Source organism: Bacillus sp. DNRA2 (assembly GCF_012843265.1).
Classification (GTDB): Bacteria; Bacillota; Bacilli; order Bacillales; family Cytobacillaceae; genus Bacillus_BU.
Genome location: NZ_JABAIT010000016.1, coordinates 13,825 through 29,624 on the forward strand (window position 1 = coordinate 13,825; position 15,800 = coordinate 29,624).

At 37.7% G+C, this 15,800-nt stretch carries 16 protein-coding genes; 7 read left to right on the plus strand and 9 right to left on the minus strand.

The window, feature by feature from the left end; genetic code table 11:
- Nucleotides 1–518: 518 nt before the first annotated feature.
- Entirely contained in the window at nucleotides 519–2,213 is a 1,695-nt protein-coding gene (locus HHO41_RS14025; RefSeq protein WP_169099693.1) for an L-lactate permease, read from the plus strand.
- 131 nt (nucleotides 2,214–2,344) lie between these two features.
- Complete coding sequence (locus HHO41_RS14030; protein WP_169099695.1) at nucleotides 2,345–4,087, plus strand: B12-binding domain-containing radical SAM protein; 1,743 nt, start codon at nucleotides 2,345–2,347, stop codon at nucleotides 4,085–4,087.
- A gap of 46 nt (nucleotides 4,088–4,133) precedes the next feature.
- Here HHO41_RS14030 and HHO41_RS14035 read toward each other — a convergent pair whose 3' ends face one another.
- Complete coding sequence (locus tag HHO41_RS14035) at nucleotides 4,134–4,292, minus strand: hypothetical protein (protein WP_169099697.1); 159 nt, start codon at nucleotides 4,290–4,292, stop codon at nucleotides 4,134–4,136.
- Complete coding sequence (locus HHO41_RS14040) at nucleotides 4,273–4,458, minus strand: hypothetical protein (protein WP_169099699.1); 186 nt, start codon at nucleotides 4,456–4,458, stop codon at nucleotides 4,273–4,275. Before HHO41_RS14040 ends, HHO41_RS14035 begins: the two co-directional genes overlap by 20 nt.
- A 146-nt stretch (nucleotides 4,459–4,604) precedes the next feature.
- On the opposite strand from HHO41_RS14040, the gene HHO41_RS14045 reads away from it, so the two are divergent.
- The 5 genes from HHO41_RS14045 (at nucleotide 4,605) to HHO41_RS14065 (ending at nucleotide 9,683) form a co-directional block, all read left to right on the plus strand.
- Nucleotides 4,605–4,952 carry a DUF3905 domain-containing protein gene (locus HHO41_RS14045; RefSeq protein WP_169099702.1) on the plus strand — a complete coding sequence of 116 codons (348 nt, stop codon included), beginning with the start codon at nucleotides 4,605–4,607 and terminating at the stop codon, nucleotides 4,950–4,952.
- Nucleotides 4,953–5,150: 198 nt separating this feature from the next.
- Complete coding sequence (locus tag HHO41_RS14050; protein ID WP_169099704.1) at nucleotides 5,151–6,266, plus strand: CdaR family transcriptional regulator; 1,116 nt, start codon at nucleotides 5,151–5,153, stop codon at nucleotides 6,264–6,266.
- 137 nt (nucleotides 6,267–6,403) lie between these two features.
- Complete coding sequence (gene glcD, locus HHO41_RS14055; RefSeq protein ID WP_169099706.1) at nucleotides 6,404–7,816, plus strand: glycolate oxidase subunit GlcD; 1,413 nt, start codon at nucleotides 6,404–6,406, stop codon at nucleotides 7,814–7,816.
- Nucleotides 7,813–9,156, plus strand: a complete 1,344-nt coding sequence (locus HHO41_RS14060; RefSeq protein WP_169099708.1) for a (Fe-S)-binding protein — start codon at nucleotides 7,813–7,815, stop codon at nucleotides 9,154–9,156. The genes glcD and HHO41_RS14060 overlap by 4 nt, the downstream gene beginning before the upstream one ends.
- A 323-nt stretch (nucleotides 9,157–9,479) precedes the next feature.
- Nucleotides 9,480–9,683 (plus strand): alpha/beta-type small acid-soluble spore protein, encoded by a 204-nt coding sequence (locus tag HHO41_RS14065; protein ID WP_169099710.1) that lies wholly within the window; start codon nucleotides 9,480–9,482, stop codon nucleotides 9,681–9,683.
- Nucleotides 9,684–9,717: 34 nt separating this feature from the next.
- Here HHO41_RS14065 and HHO41_RS14070 read toward each other — a convergent pair whose 3' ends face one another.
- The 7 genes from HHO41_RS14070 to aroD form a co-directional block, all read right to left on the minus strand.
- Nucleotides 9,718–10,725 carry an anti-sigma-I factor RsgI family protein gene (locus HHO41_RS14070; RefSeq protein WP_169099712.1) on the minus strand — a complete coding sequence of 336 codons (1,008 nt, stop codon included), beginning with the start codon at nucleotides 10,723–10,725 and terminating at the stop codon, nucleotides 9,718–9,720.
- Nucleotides 10,722–11,480: an RNA polymerase sigma factor SigI gene (gene sigI / locus HHO41_RS14075; RefSeq protein ID WP_481747098.1), complete on the minus strand. Its 759-nt coding sequence runs from the start codon at nucleotides 11,478–11,480 to the stop codon at nucleotides 10,722–10,724. The genes HHO41_RS14070 and sigI overlap by 4 nt, the downstream gene beginning before the upstream one ends.
- 184 nt (nucleotides 11,481–11,664) lie before the next feature.
- Nucleotides 11,665–12,141 carry a hypothetical protein gene (locus HHO41_RS14080; protein WP_169099716.1) on the minus strand — a complete coding sequence of 159 codons (477 nt, stop codon included), beginning with the start codon at nucleotides 12,139–12,141 and terminating at the stop codon, nucleotides 11,665–11,667.
- 204 nt (nucleotides 12,142–12,345) lie between these two features.
- Complete coding sequence (locus tag HHO41_RS14085; RefSeq protein ID WP_169099718.1) at nucleotides 12,346–13,923, minus strand: peptide chain release factor 3; 1,578 nt, start codon at nucleotides 13,921–13,923, stop codon at nucleotides 12,346–12,348.
- Between the two features lie 135 nt (nucleotides 13,924–14,058).
- Nucleotides 14,059–14,364 (minus strand): hypothetical protein, encoded by a 306-nt coding sequence (locus HHO41_RS14090; RefSeq protein ID WP_169099720.1) that lies wholly within the window; start codon nucleotides 14,362–14,364, stop codon nucleotides 14,059–14,061.
- Nucleotides 14,365–14,520: 156 nt separating this feature from the next.
- Nucleotides 14,521–14,835: a metal-sulfur cluster assembly factor gene (locus HHO41_RS14095; protein ID WP_169099722.1), complete on the minus strand. Its 315-nt coding sequence runs from the start codon at nucleotides 14,833–14,835 to the stop codon at nucleotides 14,521–14,523.
- A gap of 133 nt (nucleotides 14,836–14,968) precedes the next feature.
- A complete protein-coding gene (gene aroD, locus HHO41_RS14100) occupies nucleotides 14,969–15,730 on the minus strand; it encodes a type I 3-dehydroquinate dehydratase (RefSeq protein WP_169099724.1) in 762 nt (253 codons plus the stop codon).
- Nucleotides 15,731–15,800: the final 70 nt, after the last annotated feature.

Here is a 15,800-nt window from a genome sequence, read left to right on the forward strand (position 1 = left end):
AACTGGTCATTAGGTAACCAATCGACCAAACAGCATTTGAAAAACATTACCATTATTACTATTAATACTATATAGATATAAGTTTTTGGAAGTGTTTTAAATAATATTCACAAAATAGACAAACTTTAAAAGTGACTAAAGTTATTGTCATATTTTAATTTTTGTTTAATCCAAAACCAATCAACTTTTTTCTATATAGTTTTTCACTTTTTAAATCCTATTAACCCTGTGTTTTATAGGACAAACAACGCGAATAATATATAAATATAAAAAACATTGAATAAAAATATTATTTTATTAGCAAAATATTTTTGATAATAATATTGTTTTTTCGACAGTATTCTCATATAATTCGACTTAACTAGACATCACCAATAGAAATGATGACTAGCAAAGAAGTTAACTTAATTAACCTTCTTTGAAAGCGGTTACTAGAATATTGGAAGGAGTGACAGTATTTTTATCGTAATGTACGGGGGTAACTTAACACACCAAATCTAAATACTTGGGGGAGTATTATGACGTTCACACAAAATTTTACCGCAGTTGGAGATAGTCTCCTTTGGTCGGCAGTAGTTGCACTAATTCCGATTTTGTACTTTTTCTGGGCTTTAGCAATTAAACGAATGAAAGGTTATATTGCCGGGATTACTACTTTACTCGTATCAATTATCGTGGCAGTATTCTTCTTCAAAATGCCAGTTGGTATGGCGGTTATGTCCGCATCACAAGGTGCCGTTTACGGTATCATTCCAATTGGATGGATTATCATCACTTCAGTGTTCCTGTATCAAATTACTGTAAAAACTGGTCAATTTGACATTATTCGTCATTCAGTACTATCAATCACTGAAGACCGTCGTCTTCAAGCATTATTAATCGCTTTCTCATTTGGTGCTTTCCTTGAAGGTGCTGCAGGCTTCGGTGCTCCGGTTGCCATCTCTGCTGCCCTATTAGTAGGTTTAGGCTTTAATCCACTTTATGCAGCAGGTCTATGTTTAATCGCGAACACTGCACCAGTTGCTTTCGGTGCGATTGGGATTCCAATTATCGCAGTAGAAGGTCCGACAGGAATTCCAGCGATGGAAATTTCTAAAATGGTAGGACGTCAGTTACCATTCCTATCTGCATTTATCCCATTTTTCTTAGTCATGATTATGACAGGTTTCAAACGTACGATGGAAGTCCTTCCTGCCGTTTTAGTATCTGGACTTTCTTTCGCTTTAACACAATATTTGAGCTCAAACTTCTTAGGACCTGAGCTTCCAGATATTTTATCAGCATTAATTTCATTGTTTGCAACAGCTATTTTCTTACAGTTCTGGAAACCAAAAACAATTTACCGTTTCTCTACTGAAGCAGAAATGGCTGCAACAACGGCAACAGCTAAGAAATCAGATGAAAAGAAAGTACATTATACGGGTGGTCAAGTCTTCAAAGCATGGTCTCCGTTTATCGTGCTAACTGGTATTATCTCTATTTGGGGTATTCCAACGATTAAACTAGCTCTTGCTGGACATTATGAAGGTACTAACGCAATCTTAAAAGGTATTAACTCAATTGGTCATGCGTTAACATTTATGCCTGAAGTTCCTGGTCTAAACAACAAAATCATTAACACAGCTGGTGCAGCGGTACCTGCTGTTTACAAGCTCGAAGTTTTAGCAGCTGCTGGTACAGCAATTCTTATCGCTTGTGTAATTACAAAGTTCATTACTGGCATTTCTTGGAGCAATTGGGTTAAAACATTTGGTGAAACACTAAATGAAATGAAATTCCCAATCATCACAATCGCTTCAGTTGTTGGTTTTGCATATGTAACAAACGCATCTGGTATGAGTACATCACTTGGTATGGCATTAGCAAAAACTGGCGCGTTATTCCCATTCTTCTCACCTTTACTTGGTTGGTTGGGAGTATTCATCACTGGTTCCGATACATCTGCAAACTTACTATTCGGAAACCTACAGAAGATTACAGCACTATCAGTAGGAATGGATCCTGTTCTTGCAGTAGCCGCTAACTCTTCTGGTGGTGTAACTGGTAAAATGATTTCGCCTCAGTCAATTGCCGTAGCTTGTGCGGCTGTAGGTTTAGCAGGTAAAGAAAGTGAATTATTACGTTTCACTCTAAAATACAGTTTCTTCTTAGTTTTACTCGTTTGTATTATGACTTACTTGCAACACGCAGTATTCTCGTTTATGATTCCATAAACACTAGGCTTTTAAAGGCATTCTCCGATTTCGGAGAATGCCTTTTCTATTGGTCATTGGTTTTGCGCTATCATTTTCGTCCATACTAGACTATAATTACATTGGCAATTTTTTATTAAGGAGTCTTTTTTATGAAAATCATTTGTACCACACTAAACGCCAAGTACATTCATACCAATTTGGCGATTCGCTACTTAAAAGCATATAGTGCCCCGGAATTCAACATCGAAATCCCTGAATATACGATCAAAGACCCTGCATTACGGATTGTTACTGATCTCATTCAAAAGAAGCCTCAGGTCATCGGCTTTAGCTGTTATATATGGAATATAGAAGAAACAATCAGAGTCATTCAGATGATCAAGAAGATTAATCCTTCAATCATGATCGTCCTTGGGGGACCTGAAGTCTCCTATGATGTCGAAGACAGGATGAACCGTGTCCCTGAGATTGATGTCATTGTAACTGGCGAAGGCGAGGAAACCTTCAAACAATTGCTCGTCCACATTGAGAATTCACTTGATTTTGCCTCAGTACCATCAATGGCATATAGAAATGAAGCTGGGAAAATCATCGTCAATCGGCAGCTTCAAAAAATAGACCTGCGTGACCTTCCTTCCCCATTTCGATTTGAGGAAGATCGACCTAATCTTTCGAAGCGGATTGCCTATATTGAGACAAGCCGTGGCTGTCCTTTTAATTGTCAATTTTGTCTATCTTCAATTGAAGTTGGAGTACGATATTTTGATCGTGAAAAAATTAAAGATGATATTCGTTATTTAATGGAACACGGTGCGAGAACAATCAAGTTTCTTGACCGAACCTTTAATATAAGTCGCAGTTACGCGATGGATATATTTCAATTTTTAATTGACGAACATGTACCAGGAACCGTATTTCAATTTGAAATCACTGCCGACATCATGAGGCCGGAGGTCATTCAATTTTTAAATGAGACTGCCCCACCTGGGTTATTTCGATTTGAAATTGGCGTGCAATCCACCAATGATTTAACAAATCAACTTGTTCATCGTAAACAAAATTTTGAAAAGCTAAAACGAACTGTCACCATGGTTAAAGAGGGCGGTAAAATCGACCAGCATCTTGATTTAATCGCCGGTCTTCCTGAAGAAGATTATCAAAGCTTTCGAAAAACCTTTAATGATGTGTTCGCTCTTCGTCCTGAGGAACTTCAGCTAGGCTTTTTAAAAATGCTTCATGGTACTGGTTTGCGACGCCAAGCCAAACAATACAACTACATTTACATGGACTTTCCACCATATGAAATCCTTGGAAATCACGTCATGACATTTGCGGAAATTATTCGAATCAAGCAAGTGGAGGATGTATTGGAGAAGTATTGGAACGACCACCGGATGGATACAACAATCGAGTATTTAGTAACAAAAGTATTCCCATCACCATTTGACTTTTTTCAAGAGTTCGGTATCTTTTGGGATGAACAAGGATGGGCACGAATTGGTCATCAGTTAGAGGATTTGTATCGCAGATTATTCCAATTTCTAAACGCACAAAATCTCCCTGATTTCCCGGTAATTGTAGATTTAATGAAATATGACTATTTACGTAATCAAAAATATAAACCAAGAAAGTCTTGGTGGGAGGACCGTATTCAGAAACAAGAACGGTCAGAAATATACCAAGCAATATTAGCAACACCCGAAATTGTTGGCACCGATTTTGTCTTTTTAAACCTTTCGGAAAAGGATTTATATAAATTGACAGTAATCGAAAAACTCCATTTTGATTTAGACCAATACTTACAAAGCGGTACAATAAATAAAGGAAACTTCCAACTGCTTGCCTATTATCAGCCAGAGACAACTTCTGCACATATATTTACGCTCGGTTAAAAAATCAGGATCAGCCATCATATTTAGATGTACTGATCCTTTTTTATTATTTTTTCTGCTTCTTTTTTTCCTTCTTTTTAGGTTGATTCTGATTCATAAACGGATATTCAATTAACTTAGCTCCGTTAATGTCACCGAACTCAATTCCAAATTCGACATTTGCATCCGCATTTTGGTCATTAGGATTATTCAATTGGTCTTTCATTATGTTTCCCTTTCCCTACTCGACCCTGCTTTGAGTTTCGATTAGCCCCTTTCATTGGGTTTTCACCTCTGGCAAATTCGGCAGAAAACTCTACCTCTTCATTATTTTTATGGGGCGTTTTACTGTATTTTTCCACGGCATTATATGCTGCTTTTCTTTTCGCCATAATATCCTCCTTCCAATAAATGATGCTTTTATTGTTCACCGATACAAAAATTCAATACAACAGTTCAACTTCCACATTTTATTAGATATAAAACACTCATAAACTTAGCCAAACATCAAAAACTAATCAAAAAGGAGATGTTAACGATGACCGATGAAAAGGAACGACAAAATGAATTGGCTGTAGATGAGACACTACCTCACCAAATAAGTGCCCCAAGCTTTAAAGGAACAGGCATAAGAATGCAGCCACCCTTTGTCAACGATTACGGGGTTACAATCGGGGATAGTCAATACCGTTCCAAGCAATCTCCTTTAGAAAATTGGAGTAAAGAAACGGACCCGGCCACTATGTCTGGAGATCAATGGATTCACCCAACTAATGATATTGGCTGGAATACCCCTGAAAATCGTGAATTGCTGGAAAGTAAAAAGGTTCAACGAGCTCAACCATTTATGCATCCTACCAAGGATGTCAGCCAGGGAAAGGATTAATCGTTTTGACTTCACTAAATATCAGCTTGAATACTTGGAAATTTCATAGGTTGCACAATTTGAAATATTGAACCCGGAGGAGTTTTCCTCCGGGTCTTCCTACATTTTTTATGTAATTATGGCAAATTAGTGAAGTTTCGCCTCTTAATTCACTATATCCCTTATAATTAACTACAAATCACATAGGGGGAATTTGACATGCTTTTCCCAGAGATTGCTGAAAAAATCGTTAAAGATGTCAAAAAATTGATTGGCGAGGATATTATTATTGTCAATACTCAAGGAATTATTATTGCAAGCACTGAAGAAAATCGAATTGGTAATTTTCATCAAGGTGCTCTAAAAGTGGTTGAAAAAAAAGATACTTTGGTTATTTTGGAACAAGATGAAAAAAAATTACTTGGTGTTAAAGCTGGCATCAACCTACCTGTTTTTTTCCGAAGAGACGTGATTGGAGTTATTGGGATTACAGGAGATCCTGCAAAGGTTGCGCCATTTGGGGAAATCATCAGGAAAATGACGGAAATGATTGTAAGTGAAAACTATTATGCCGAACAGCTCGAGCTACATTCACGGTCACTCGAAGCATTTGTATTTGATTGGCTACAAAATCGCGAATGGGATTCTGTTTTCTTCAACCAGGCCAAGTTGCTTAATATTGATCTTACATCACGAAGACAAGCCATCATGCTTGATATGCACCAATATGAGCACCTTTTACTTCGCGATATATACAGTACACTATCCAGGTGGAATCATGCTCGGAAAGGGGATATATTAATTCGTTGGGGGAAAAATCGAATCCTCGTCCTACGAGAAATACAAAGTGATGAAAATCGCGAGCAAATATTAAATTACGTCATTTCATTTCAAAACTTTATCGAAGAAAACCTCCATTCACAACTTTCGATTGGAATTGGCCAAATTGTATCCGCACGCGACATGAAACAATCCTACAATCAAGCTGAGCGCGCTTTACGATCATGCACGAAACTTTCACCGATTATTTTTGATGAAGATTTAACAATTGAAATGATTCTAGATGATGTGAAAAAGGATACGAAAAAAATATTTATTGAACGAACAATTGGACCAATCAGACATGAAACCGAATTAATACACACACTGAAAATATTATTTGAAAATAATCATTCTTTAAAAAATACCGCCCTGTCTCTCCATGTTCATATCAATACACTTCATTATCGATTGAAAAAAGTCAATGAATTGACAAATCTCGACCCTGCTAATATTCACGACTTGTTGATTCTATATTTAAGCCTACAACTACTGGATGAAACAACAAAAATCTAGCCTAATATAGGCTTTTTTTTGTTGTTTTTTCTATAGAAAATCTTAGCCCAATTTTTTATACTAATAATAGTAATAACGCAATTCGACAAGGTTCGGCAAGGTTGAAAGCGCTTAATAATCATTTTGGGGGAATCAACATGATAAGTAAAGATGTAGCAAAACGTTTTATTGCTATAGTTGGAGAAGAAAACTACGATGATTCACAAGTTGGACGAGCTTCTTATTCTTACGATTCTACACCTGTAAAACAAGCAATGCCTGATGCAGTAATTTGTCCCCGCAATACTAAAGAAGTATCTGAAATTGTAAAAGTATGTAACGAGTTATCCATTCCGATTTACTCACGCGGTACGGGCACTAACCTTAGTGGCGGCTGTACGCCAACTCAAGGCGGAATTGTGATGCTATTTAAGAATATGAACAAAATTAAAGAGTTGGATTTAGAAAATCTAACGATTACTGTTGAGCCTGGCGTGATCACAATGGACATTATCAAGGCCGTAGAAGCTGAAGGCTTATTCTATCCGCCAGATCCAGGTACTGTAAAAATTTCTACTATCGTTGGCAACATTGCAGAAAATGCCGGCGGACTTCGTGGTTTAAAATATGGCGTTACACGTGATTATGTAATTGGATTAGAAATTGTATTAGCAAACGGCGACATTATCAAAACTGGCGGAAAATTGGCTAAAGATGTTGCTGGATACGATTTTACACGCTTAATGGTAGGTTCTGAAGGTACACTTGGTATTATCACCGAAGCAATCTTAAAACTTGTTCCAAAACCTGAAACGAAAAAAACTGCTTTAGCGTTATATCAAGACGTGGAATCAGCTGCAAGAACAGTATCAAAAATTATCGCTGCAAAAATCATCCCTACAACTTTAGAGTTTATGGACAAAGCTACAATCGAAGTTGTTGAAGCTGCAACCAAAATCGGACTTCCAACAGATGTTGAAGCCGTACTTCTAATCGAACAAGACGGTCCTGCAGAAATCGTAGCTCGTGATATGGAAAAAATTGCTGAAATTTGTAAAGCCCAAAATGCAACATCTATTCAGGTGGCAAAAAACGACGAAGAAGGAAATCAACTTGCAACTGCCCGTCGTACAGCGTTATCAGCACTAGCTCGTTTAAAGCCAACAACTATCTTAGAAGATGCTACTGTGCCAAGATCTGAAGTTGCTAACTTAGTTAAAGCAATTAACGAAATTGCCAAAAAATATAATGTGCAAATTTGTACGTTCGGTCATGCAGGCGACGGAAATCTTCATCCTACATGTCCAACTGACTCTCGTAATAAAGAGGAAATGCACCGCGTTGAGCAGGCATTTGCTGAAATCTTTGAAGCAGCGGTTAAACTTGGCGGTACAATTTCAGGAGAACATGGAATTGGCACTGAAAAAGCACCTTTCTTAGAATTAAAGTTAGGTAAAGAAGGCGTAGCCGCAATGAAGTTAGTTAAAGATGCTTTAGATCCAAACAATATCTTTAATCCTGGAAAAGTGTTCATGGAAAATAACCGAAACCGTGTGGTGATTTCAAGATGACAACAACAAAAGAACGGGAATTAATCCAACAATCGTTTAAGGATAAGATGAACGAAGACGATCTTTATAACTGTGCGAGATGTGGATTTTGTTTACCATCCTGTCCAACTTATATTGAATCCGGGTTCCAAGAGTCACACTCCCCTCGCGGCCGTGTTGCATTAATGAAAGCAGTTGTTGACGGATTAATCGAACCCGATGAAGATTTTGAGCATTCAATGAACCTTTGTTTAGGATGTCGTGCTTGTGAATCAGTTTGCCCATCAGGTGTCAACTACAGTCACTTACTTGAACAAGCTCGTGATTGTATCGCTCAAAACAAAAAATACTCTGCACCAGTAAAAGCTGTGCGCACAGTGGTATTTGACCATCTTTTCCCTAAACAAAACAACATGAGATTGCTGGTTAACTTAATTGGCTTCTATCAACGCTCTGGTTTACAAACGGTTGCTCGTTCTGTTGGGGTAATGAAGTTATTCCCTGATACGATTGCAACAATGGAGCGTGTTTTACCGAAAATTGCAACCCGTAAGGAAATGTTAAGCCGTCCAAACGAGTTTTCAGCAATCGGCACAAAGAAAAAGCGCGTTGCCTTTTTCACTGGCTGTTTAATGGATACAATGTTCTATGAAACCAATAAATCAACGATTCAGATCTTACAGCACGCTGGCTGTGAAATCGTCATTCCGGAAGATCAAGCTTGTTGCGGTGCCCTTCATGGTCACTACGGCGAAAAGGATAATTCGAAGGAAATGGCCCGTAAAAATATTAAAGCATTCGAGGATATGAATGTTGATTATATCATTACAAATGCCGGAGGTTGTGGTGCATTCTTAATCGAATACGATCACGTCCTTCACGATGATCCAGAATTTAAGGATCGTGCAAAGGATTTTGTTAATAAGTTGAAAGATGTTGGTGAGATTCTTGTAGCGCTTGATTTCCATAAGAAAGATCTTCGCTTACCTTACCAAGTCATCACTTATCAGGATTCTTGTCACTTAAAGAATGTAATGAAGGCTTCTCAATATCCGCGAATCTTGCTTAAAGCAATCAAGGGTGTTGATTACCATGAAATGGTTGAAGCAGACCGTTGCTGTGGTTCCGCCGGTATTTATAACATTATTCAATCAGAAATGTCGATGAAGTTCCTTGATTATAAAATGGATCGAGTTCGCGACACACAAGCAACAACGATTGCAACTTCTAACCCAGGCTGTCTATTACAAATGAAGCTAGGCATTGAACGTGAAGGTTTGAGTAAAACTTCACGGGGAGTACATGTTGTCGACCTACTGCTAGAAGCATTTGAATACGCACAAGCTAATCCAGGTAAATAACTTGCGAAAAGCGTAAGGCGCCCGCATATCGGCGACAAGCACAAGGCGAGCCGGCCGGAAGGTTGCTTTTTACCTTCTGGACGGATTGACTTGTGACCTCGAGCCGATGGCGCCTGGAGCTAGACACTAAAACTAGTTCAAAACTTTTATTTTCTTAAACAGAAAAAAAACCTCCCGTTTGCGGAGGTTTTTTTATGAGCATGATTAAATTTTTTAATACCTATTTGCAAATTGCTAAAATTACCATGCATCATTTCATAACACTCCCACAAACTATTGTTACAGAGATTCCTCTCTGTACATTGCGTAAGGAGTGAACAAAAATGGCACGGAACAACAATAAGCTTTTAGTTCCCGGAGTTGAACAATTTTTAGATCAAGTAAAATACGAAATTGCTCAAGAATTCGGGGTTACCTTAGGCTCAGATACCGTTTCAAGAGCAAATGGCTCAGTCGGCGGCGAGATCACAAAAAGACTTGTTAAACAAGCTCAGGCTCAAATGTCTGGCAGTAACAACCAATCATAATACAATGGCAAAAAGTCCGGTTAAACCCGGACTTTTACTTTTGATTCCCTTTTCCATTTGGACTATCTTGCTTCCTTTGCTGAGATGGGTTTGGTTTCTGCCAATTTTGATTATTATGCTGATTATTATTTTGGAATTTGTTCTGCGGGGCTGAATTTGGGTTTTGATTTTGTGTCTTATCCCACTTTTCTTTATTATCAATTGTATTTTGATTGTTCTTGTGGTTATTGTCATTATTCATTTCAGGAGCATTTGTATCATGCTTTTGATTTTCGAGCTTCGGGTCAACCTCAACATTCCCAGGTCCAATGTTTTGTTCATTTTTTTGATTCTGACCCTTTTTAGACTTTTTAGGATGCTGGTTTTCCTTTGCGTTTTTACGCATTTCTTTCTCTTTTATTTGTCCAACAGTAACACCCTGCTCCTTCGCTTTTTCGCGCTCGACCTCAGTTCCTTCAACATGGGTGATGGTTGCTTGATGTTCTTCTTTTACAAACGTTTGAATTGCGGTCATCACTTGGTTTAACTTTTGCTTTCTGTTTGTTTCAGTTTCACCGGCAAGAATGGTGGAGCTCATGACAATGTTGCCATCCCCTACCTCTTGCTTCTCCATCTCTGAAATGATTTTTTCTGAAACAATCGATACCTCTTGTTTTTTCCAATCTTTAATGGAATTTACAATTTTTTCGCCCTCATCATTATAAGGGATCATGCCAATAACCTCGAGTTCCTTATTTACTTCCAATTCGATACTAGAACCATCGTCTATCGTCATATATGCATATACTTGGTTACTTTGGTAAAAAGGAATGAAAGTCGAAGCACCAATCATAATGGCTAACGCTGCTGCGGCTAATCCTTTTCCTTTAGCTGTACTATACCATTTTAGGGATGCACGGATTGGGACATCAACTGGTACAAATTGAATCTCCTCACCAATTTGATAAGGGGACTTAATATTTTTAGTGCGTAAAAATTGACCATCAGGGGTTAATACAGTTAAATAATGCTCATCTATTTCTAAAATAATACCCGTCTTCACTCCTTTATCACCCCTTTAAGATAGTCCTGTAAATAATAAAATTCCTCTGAGAGAATAATTGACATCGCAATAATATATTTTCTGTTCCGTTCAATTGTTTTGCGACTAGTCTGCGCATACTTTTCCAATTCCTTAATCGGTAGTCTTTTTTTGTCCAGTAAGTAACCAAGCAATTCTTCATTTTCGCAAATAAGCTTCGCTATCGAAATGGCATTTATTCGTGCATCAGCATGCTTAGGCGCTTGATCAATAATCTCCTGTAAAGAGAGACCGAAGCCTTGAAGCTTTTGATGAAATAGTAGAATTTCCTCACGACGCTTTTCCGCTTCTTGCTTTTGAAGATGATGCTCAATTGATAGCTCATTTTCAATCGCTAACCCACTCTGGGTTTCATCCCCCTGAACATCAAAGCTTGTATCAAAACGGAGATTGTTTTCTTTTGTATTTTTTCGAATATAATCAATCACTCTTCGTTTAATGATCACTTCTGCAAAACTTAATAACGATTTTCCTTTTTCTGTACTGAACTTTTCAATCGCCTCATTAAAGGCAATTAAACCAATACTATATTCATCGTCTGTCTCATAAATATATCGCTTGCAAACGGCTGATACTGTTTTGGCGATAAACGGCTTATAATTTTCAATTAACTCATTTTGCAGGGTCCGATCACCTTGTTGAATTAAGGCAATAGATTCTTCTAAATTAAGTGGTTTCTTTTTCTTAAAAAAAATTAATCCAAACAATGATCTCACCTCTCTGACCCAAACAATTATAACATACGGCCCTAGTTTGTGAATTGCCGGGGTCAAAGCTGGCAATAATTGAAATTTATTATTTTCACATAAAGAATTCCTTCCATGTACGGTTTTTGTGAGGGTACAAACTCCTCCATTTTAAAATTATTTTTCTAACCCTAGAAAAAGTTTTTGAATCGGGTCAGGTATTATTTTCAAACTGTAAAATGATTATTCTAATCATAAAACCAACCAACAGCCCTGGGATTAAGGACAGCATCGGTAGAAAAACTGGTCCTAATAAAACACCAAAAATCTTAAATTTCGGTGAAATCATCAGACCTACTGTTACAAAAAATGCCCCAAAAACAAATGGTAAATAGGATCTTCTTTCCGATTCTGGCATCGCAAATCGGTAGGCATCCCACAGCGAAAACATGTAAAAACACGGATAAAACATTAACCACTGATAATTTGCAGTACTGATAGCCTTTTGAATTTGCCCCAAGAAGCTGTACATGATGATTGTATTAAAATGACTAAACACATTGATGAACATCTCAGATAATACAAAGAAGATTCCTTTGGTAACTTGGCCTGATAAAATTTGACTAAATCCCGGCAATGCAATATTCCAAAGGAGTGCTTCTAATTTTCCAGGTTTTTGTTTGTTATTCATATCAAATTAAGTGTATTGCTTGAAATCCAGTATTCGTACAATCAACATTACAACCACTAAACCATAAACTCATCTCGTTATGTACCTCCACACTATTGATAAAGTTAGATTGTACAAATTCGCCAAGCTTTATCAATGTAATTTGAAGTTTTTGGAAAAACAAAAGCCTGTAACGGCTTTTTGAACCGTACAGGCTTTAGAATTTTATTGATCCATTGGATTATATAGTTTTATCTCAGGATTTTTATCCTGGAACCATCTTAATGCAAACTCATTTTCGAATAAGAACACTTTGTTTTCGAAACGATCTAAACAAAGCAGGCTGCGTGAGCTTGACATGTTGTCATTAACCGCCTCTTCATTCTCAATCCAGCGGGCGACTTTCGAACCCAATCTTTCCATGATCACTTCTGCATTGTATTCATTTTTCATGCGGTGTTCAAACACTTCAAATTGCAACTGACCGACAGCTCCAAGGAGGTAATCATCTGTTTTTAATGTCTTAAACAGCTGAATGGCCCCCTCTTGAACAAGCTGTTGAATTCCTTTATGGAAGGATTTTTGCTTCATAACGTTTTTTGCGCTTACTCTTACATATAACTCAGGTGTAAATTGCGGTAAACGTTCATATTCAAATGCTTGCTTGCCAGCTGTTAGTGTATCGCCAATTTGGTACGTACCAGTATCATATAAACCAATAATATCCCCACTAACTGCTTCATTAACGGTGCTGCGATCATCCGCCATAAACTGAGTGGATGAAGATAGCTTAATTGGTTTTCCTGTTCGAGGAAGATTCACAGACATACCACGTTCAAACTTCCCGGAACAAATACGTAAAAACGCAATCCGGTCCCGATGTGCCGGATTCATGTTCGCCTGGATTTTAAAAATAAAGCCTGAAAAGTCCTCTGATAAAGGATTGATTTCACCAAGCGATGATTGACGTGGCTGTGGTGAAGGCGCAAACTTCAAATATGTTTCCAAGAAGGTTTGTACACCAAAGTTGGTTAACGCACTTCCGAAAAATACAGGTGTCAAAGTTCCCTCTTTTACTCGTTCTGGTGAAAAATCGTTACCTGCTTCATTTAACAACAGGATTTCTTCGAGTGTTTGGTCGTAAAGACCAGATTGCTTTAATGAATGGTCTCCCTCAATTTCGCCATCATCATTTAATGGTATAAACCGTTCGTCTTCATCAACACGAAATTGTTCAATCCGATTAAAATACCGGTCGTAGATGCCTAAGAACTCTTTGCCCATCCCAATCGGCCAATTCATCGGATAAGATTCAATTCCAAGCACTTCTTCAAGCTCAGCTAATAACTCAAGTGGCATTTTCCCTTGACGGTCTAATTTATTAATAAATGTAAAAATAGGGATTCCTCGCATGCGGCAAACCTTGAATAACTTAATGGTTTGATCTTCTATCCCCTTGGCGGAGTCAATAATCATCACTGCACTGTCAACTGCCATTAAGGTCCGGTACGTATCCTCAGAGAAATCTTGGTGTCCTGGTGTATCAAGAATATTGACGCGAAATCCTAAATAATCGAATTGCATGACTGAAGAGGTAACTGAGATTCCGCGTTGTTTCTCAATTTCCATCCAGTCACTGGTAGCAAACTTTCCGGTTTTTTTCGCTTTAACTGTTCCAGCATCGCGGATTGCGCCACCAAATAATAATAATTTTTCTGTTAAAGTAGTTTTCCCGGCGTCAGGATGGGAAATAATTGCGAACGTTCGCCGAGATAACACATCTTCATTAAATGTTTTTGTCATTGCTAATTCCTCTCTTTTTACCATTCAAAAATTAACCCTAATTTCAATCTTAACTTTCATTCGTAATGTTTGCAATCTTACTTTTCGTCTCTCATAAAGAAAACCCGCCCCGAACTTGGGACAGGTACTGAACTTTTATTTTACTGAAATCTCCAACCATCTTGATACACCAGACATCGTCACTTTTTCTTTATATTCTGGTTTACAATCTTCTAATAAAGAAAGGCGTAATACTTCAAAGCCTTCTGTAGCTTGTACTTTTTCTTCAATTTCACACTTTGTTGCATGCATCGTAAGCTCACGAGTTTTTTTAGGTGCTAATTCAATCACTACTCTACCGTTGGATAAGCATTTTTCAAGATAGGTTCTGGATAGGGCAAGCTTGTTAAAAACTCGGTTGACCTTCCATAAATTAATCCCGTCAATTTTCTTCCAAAACATGTTATTCCTCCGTTTCAATCTACATGGATAACAATTCGCTATATAGTACTAAAGTACGAGTCCTTTTTTGGCGGTCGTTTTTGTCGATTGAACAGTTTGTTATTACTTTATTTATTTTAGTACATTTATCACATGAAGGAAACAGGTTCTTTTCCCTTAATCACGAACCCCAAGAGCGATTTTGGCATAACGGGACATTTTATCCTTGCTCCACGGCGGACTCCATACGATTTGAATATCGATACTCTTAAGTCCTTCAATTTTGTCATTTAGATGAAATTTCGCATCACTGATGATTTGACCAGCAAGCGGACATCCCATTGATGTCATTGTCATCTTAATTTCTACATCTCTTTCTTCGTTAACTTCTACATCATATACTAAGCCAAGATTGACGATATCAATGCCAAGCTCTGGATCCATTACTTCTTCAAGTACTTCATATATTCTTTCAACTAATTTCTCTGACATACGTTCACTCCTCTACAATACTATAATGAAGAAATTCATAAATGAATGATTAACTATCCCCATTTTAGCGAGGTAGACTGTTATTCGTAGTGACAATTATCACTATCGAACGAGTTAGACTCACAATATAACCTTACATACTTCGATGAATGATATCCAAAACCAAACGCAAATCATTTACGGGAATTTGACCTGGTGCAGATGCGGCCTTTCCAGCAGCGAACGTACATGCAGAGCCAAACAATTCTCCAGTCAGACGGCTCACTACTCCCGTCCCCGTCATCGACATGGTAATAATCGGGCGATTGGCATATATAGTTTTCATTGTATTGGTTGCATCAAGCAAGGTGAGGACATCGGCTACACATGTTGGCATCACAGCGATTTTGGGAATATCAGCTCCATATTCCTGCATTTTTCGCAATCTACTCACCAATTCATCTTTGTTTGGCGTTTTTTCAAAATCATGATTAGACATGACTACAATTACACGATGTTCCTTTGCCATAGTTACAATTGATTTACGAACCTCATCTCGATTGAAAAGTTCTACATCCAACATATCTATCATTCCGGACCTGATTGCCAAACAATTTAAGTCAACATAATATTCATTACTTATTTCTTTATTGCCACCTTCGCGATGACTTCTAAAGGTAAATAATAGAGGTATATTGCTCAATAATGCGCGTAGCTTCGAGAGCATCATAGCGACTTCCTGCAAATCCTCCACACCTTCAAATAAATCAACACGCCATTCAATAACATCAGGGCACTGTTTTTTAACATAATCTACTTCCTCGAGCAATTGCGAAATTGATGCACCCACTAGTGGAATGATAATCTTTGGCGCTCCCTCTCCAACAACGATATTTCTTATTTTTAACGTACTCATTCTATCAACCTCTTTAGCAATAATTACAATTTATTTTAACCCTTTTGGTTATTCAAGAAGCCTACTCTTT

What these genes read in the sequence shown, in the direction of transcription:
- HHO41_RS14025 (WP_169099693.1), top strand. Translation starts at nt 519, where the DNA reads ATGACGTTCACACAAAATTTTACCGCAGTTGGAGATAGTCTCCTTTGG.
- HHO41_RS14030 (WP_169099695.1), top strand. Translation starts at nt 2,345, where the DNA reads ATGAAAATCATTTGTACCACACTAAACGCCAAGTACATTCATACCAAT.
- HHO41_RS14035 (WP_169099697.1), bottom strand. Translation starts at nt 4,292, where the DNA reads ATGAAAGACCAATTGAATAATCCTAATGACCAAAATGCGGATGCAAAT.
- HHO41_RS14040 (WP_169099699.1), bottom strand. Translation starts at nt 4,458, where the DNA reads ATGGCGAAAAGAAAAGCAGCATATAATGCCGTGGAAAAATACAGTAAA.
- HHO41_RS14045 (WP_169099702.1), top strand. Translation starts at nt 4,605, where the DNA reads ATGACCGATGAAAAGGAACGACAAAATGAATTGGCTGTAGATGAGACA.
- HHO41_RS14050 (WP_169099704.1), top strand. Translation starts at nt 5,151, where the DNA reads ATGCTTTTCCCAGAGATTGCTGAAAAAATCGTTAAAGATGTCAAAAAA.
- glcD (WP_169099706.1), top strand. Translation starts at nt 6,404, where the DNA reads ATGATAAGTAAAGATGTAGCAAAACGTTTTATTGCTATAGTTGGAGAA.
- HHO41_RS14060 (WP_169099708.1), top strand. Translation starts at nt 7,813, where the DNA reads ATGACAACAACAAAAGAACGGGAATTAATCCAACAATCGTTTAAGGAT.
- HHO41_RS14065 (WP_169099710.1), top strand. Translation starts at nt 9,480, where the DNA reads ATGGCACGGAACAACAATAAGCTTTTAGTTCCCGGAGTTGAACAATTT.
- HHO41_RS14080 (WP_169099716.1), bottom strand. Translation starts at nt 12,141, where the DNA reads ATGAATAACAAACAAAAACCTGGAAAATTAGAAGCACTCCTTTGGAAT.
- HHO41_RS14085 (WP_169099718.1), bottom strand. Translation starts at nt 13,923, where the DNA reads ATGACAAAAACATTTAATGAAGATGTGTTATCTCGGCGAACGTTCGCA.
- HHO41_RS14090 (WP_169099720.1), bottom strand. Translation starts at nt 14,364, where the DNA reads ATGTTTTGGAAGAAAATTGACGGGATTAATTTATGGAAGGTCAACCGA.
- HHO41_RS14095 (WP_169099722.1), bottom strand. Translation starts at nt 14,835, where the DNA reads ATGTCAGAGAAATTAGTTGAAAGAATATATGAAGTACTTGAAGAAGTA.
- aroD (WP_169099724.1), bottom strand. Translation starts at nt 15,730, where the DNA reads ATGAGTACGTTAAAAATAAGAAATATCGTTGTTGGAGAGGGAGCGCCA.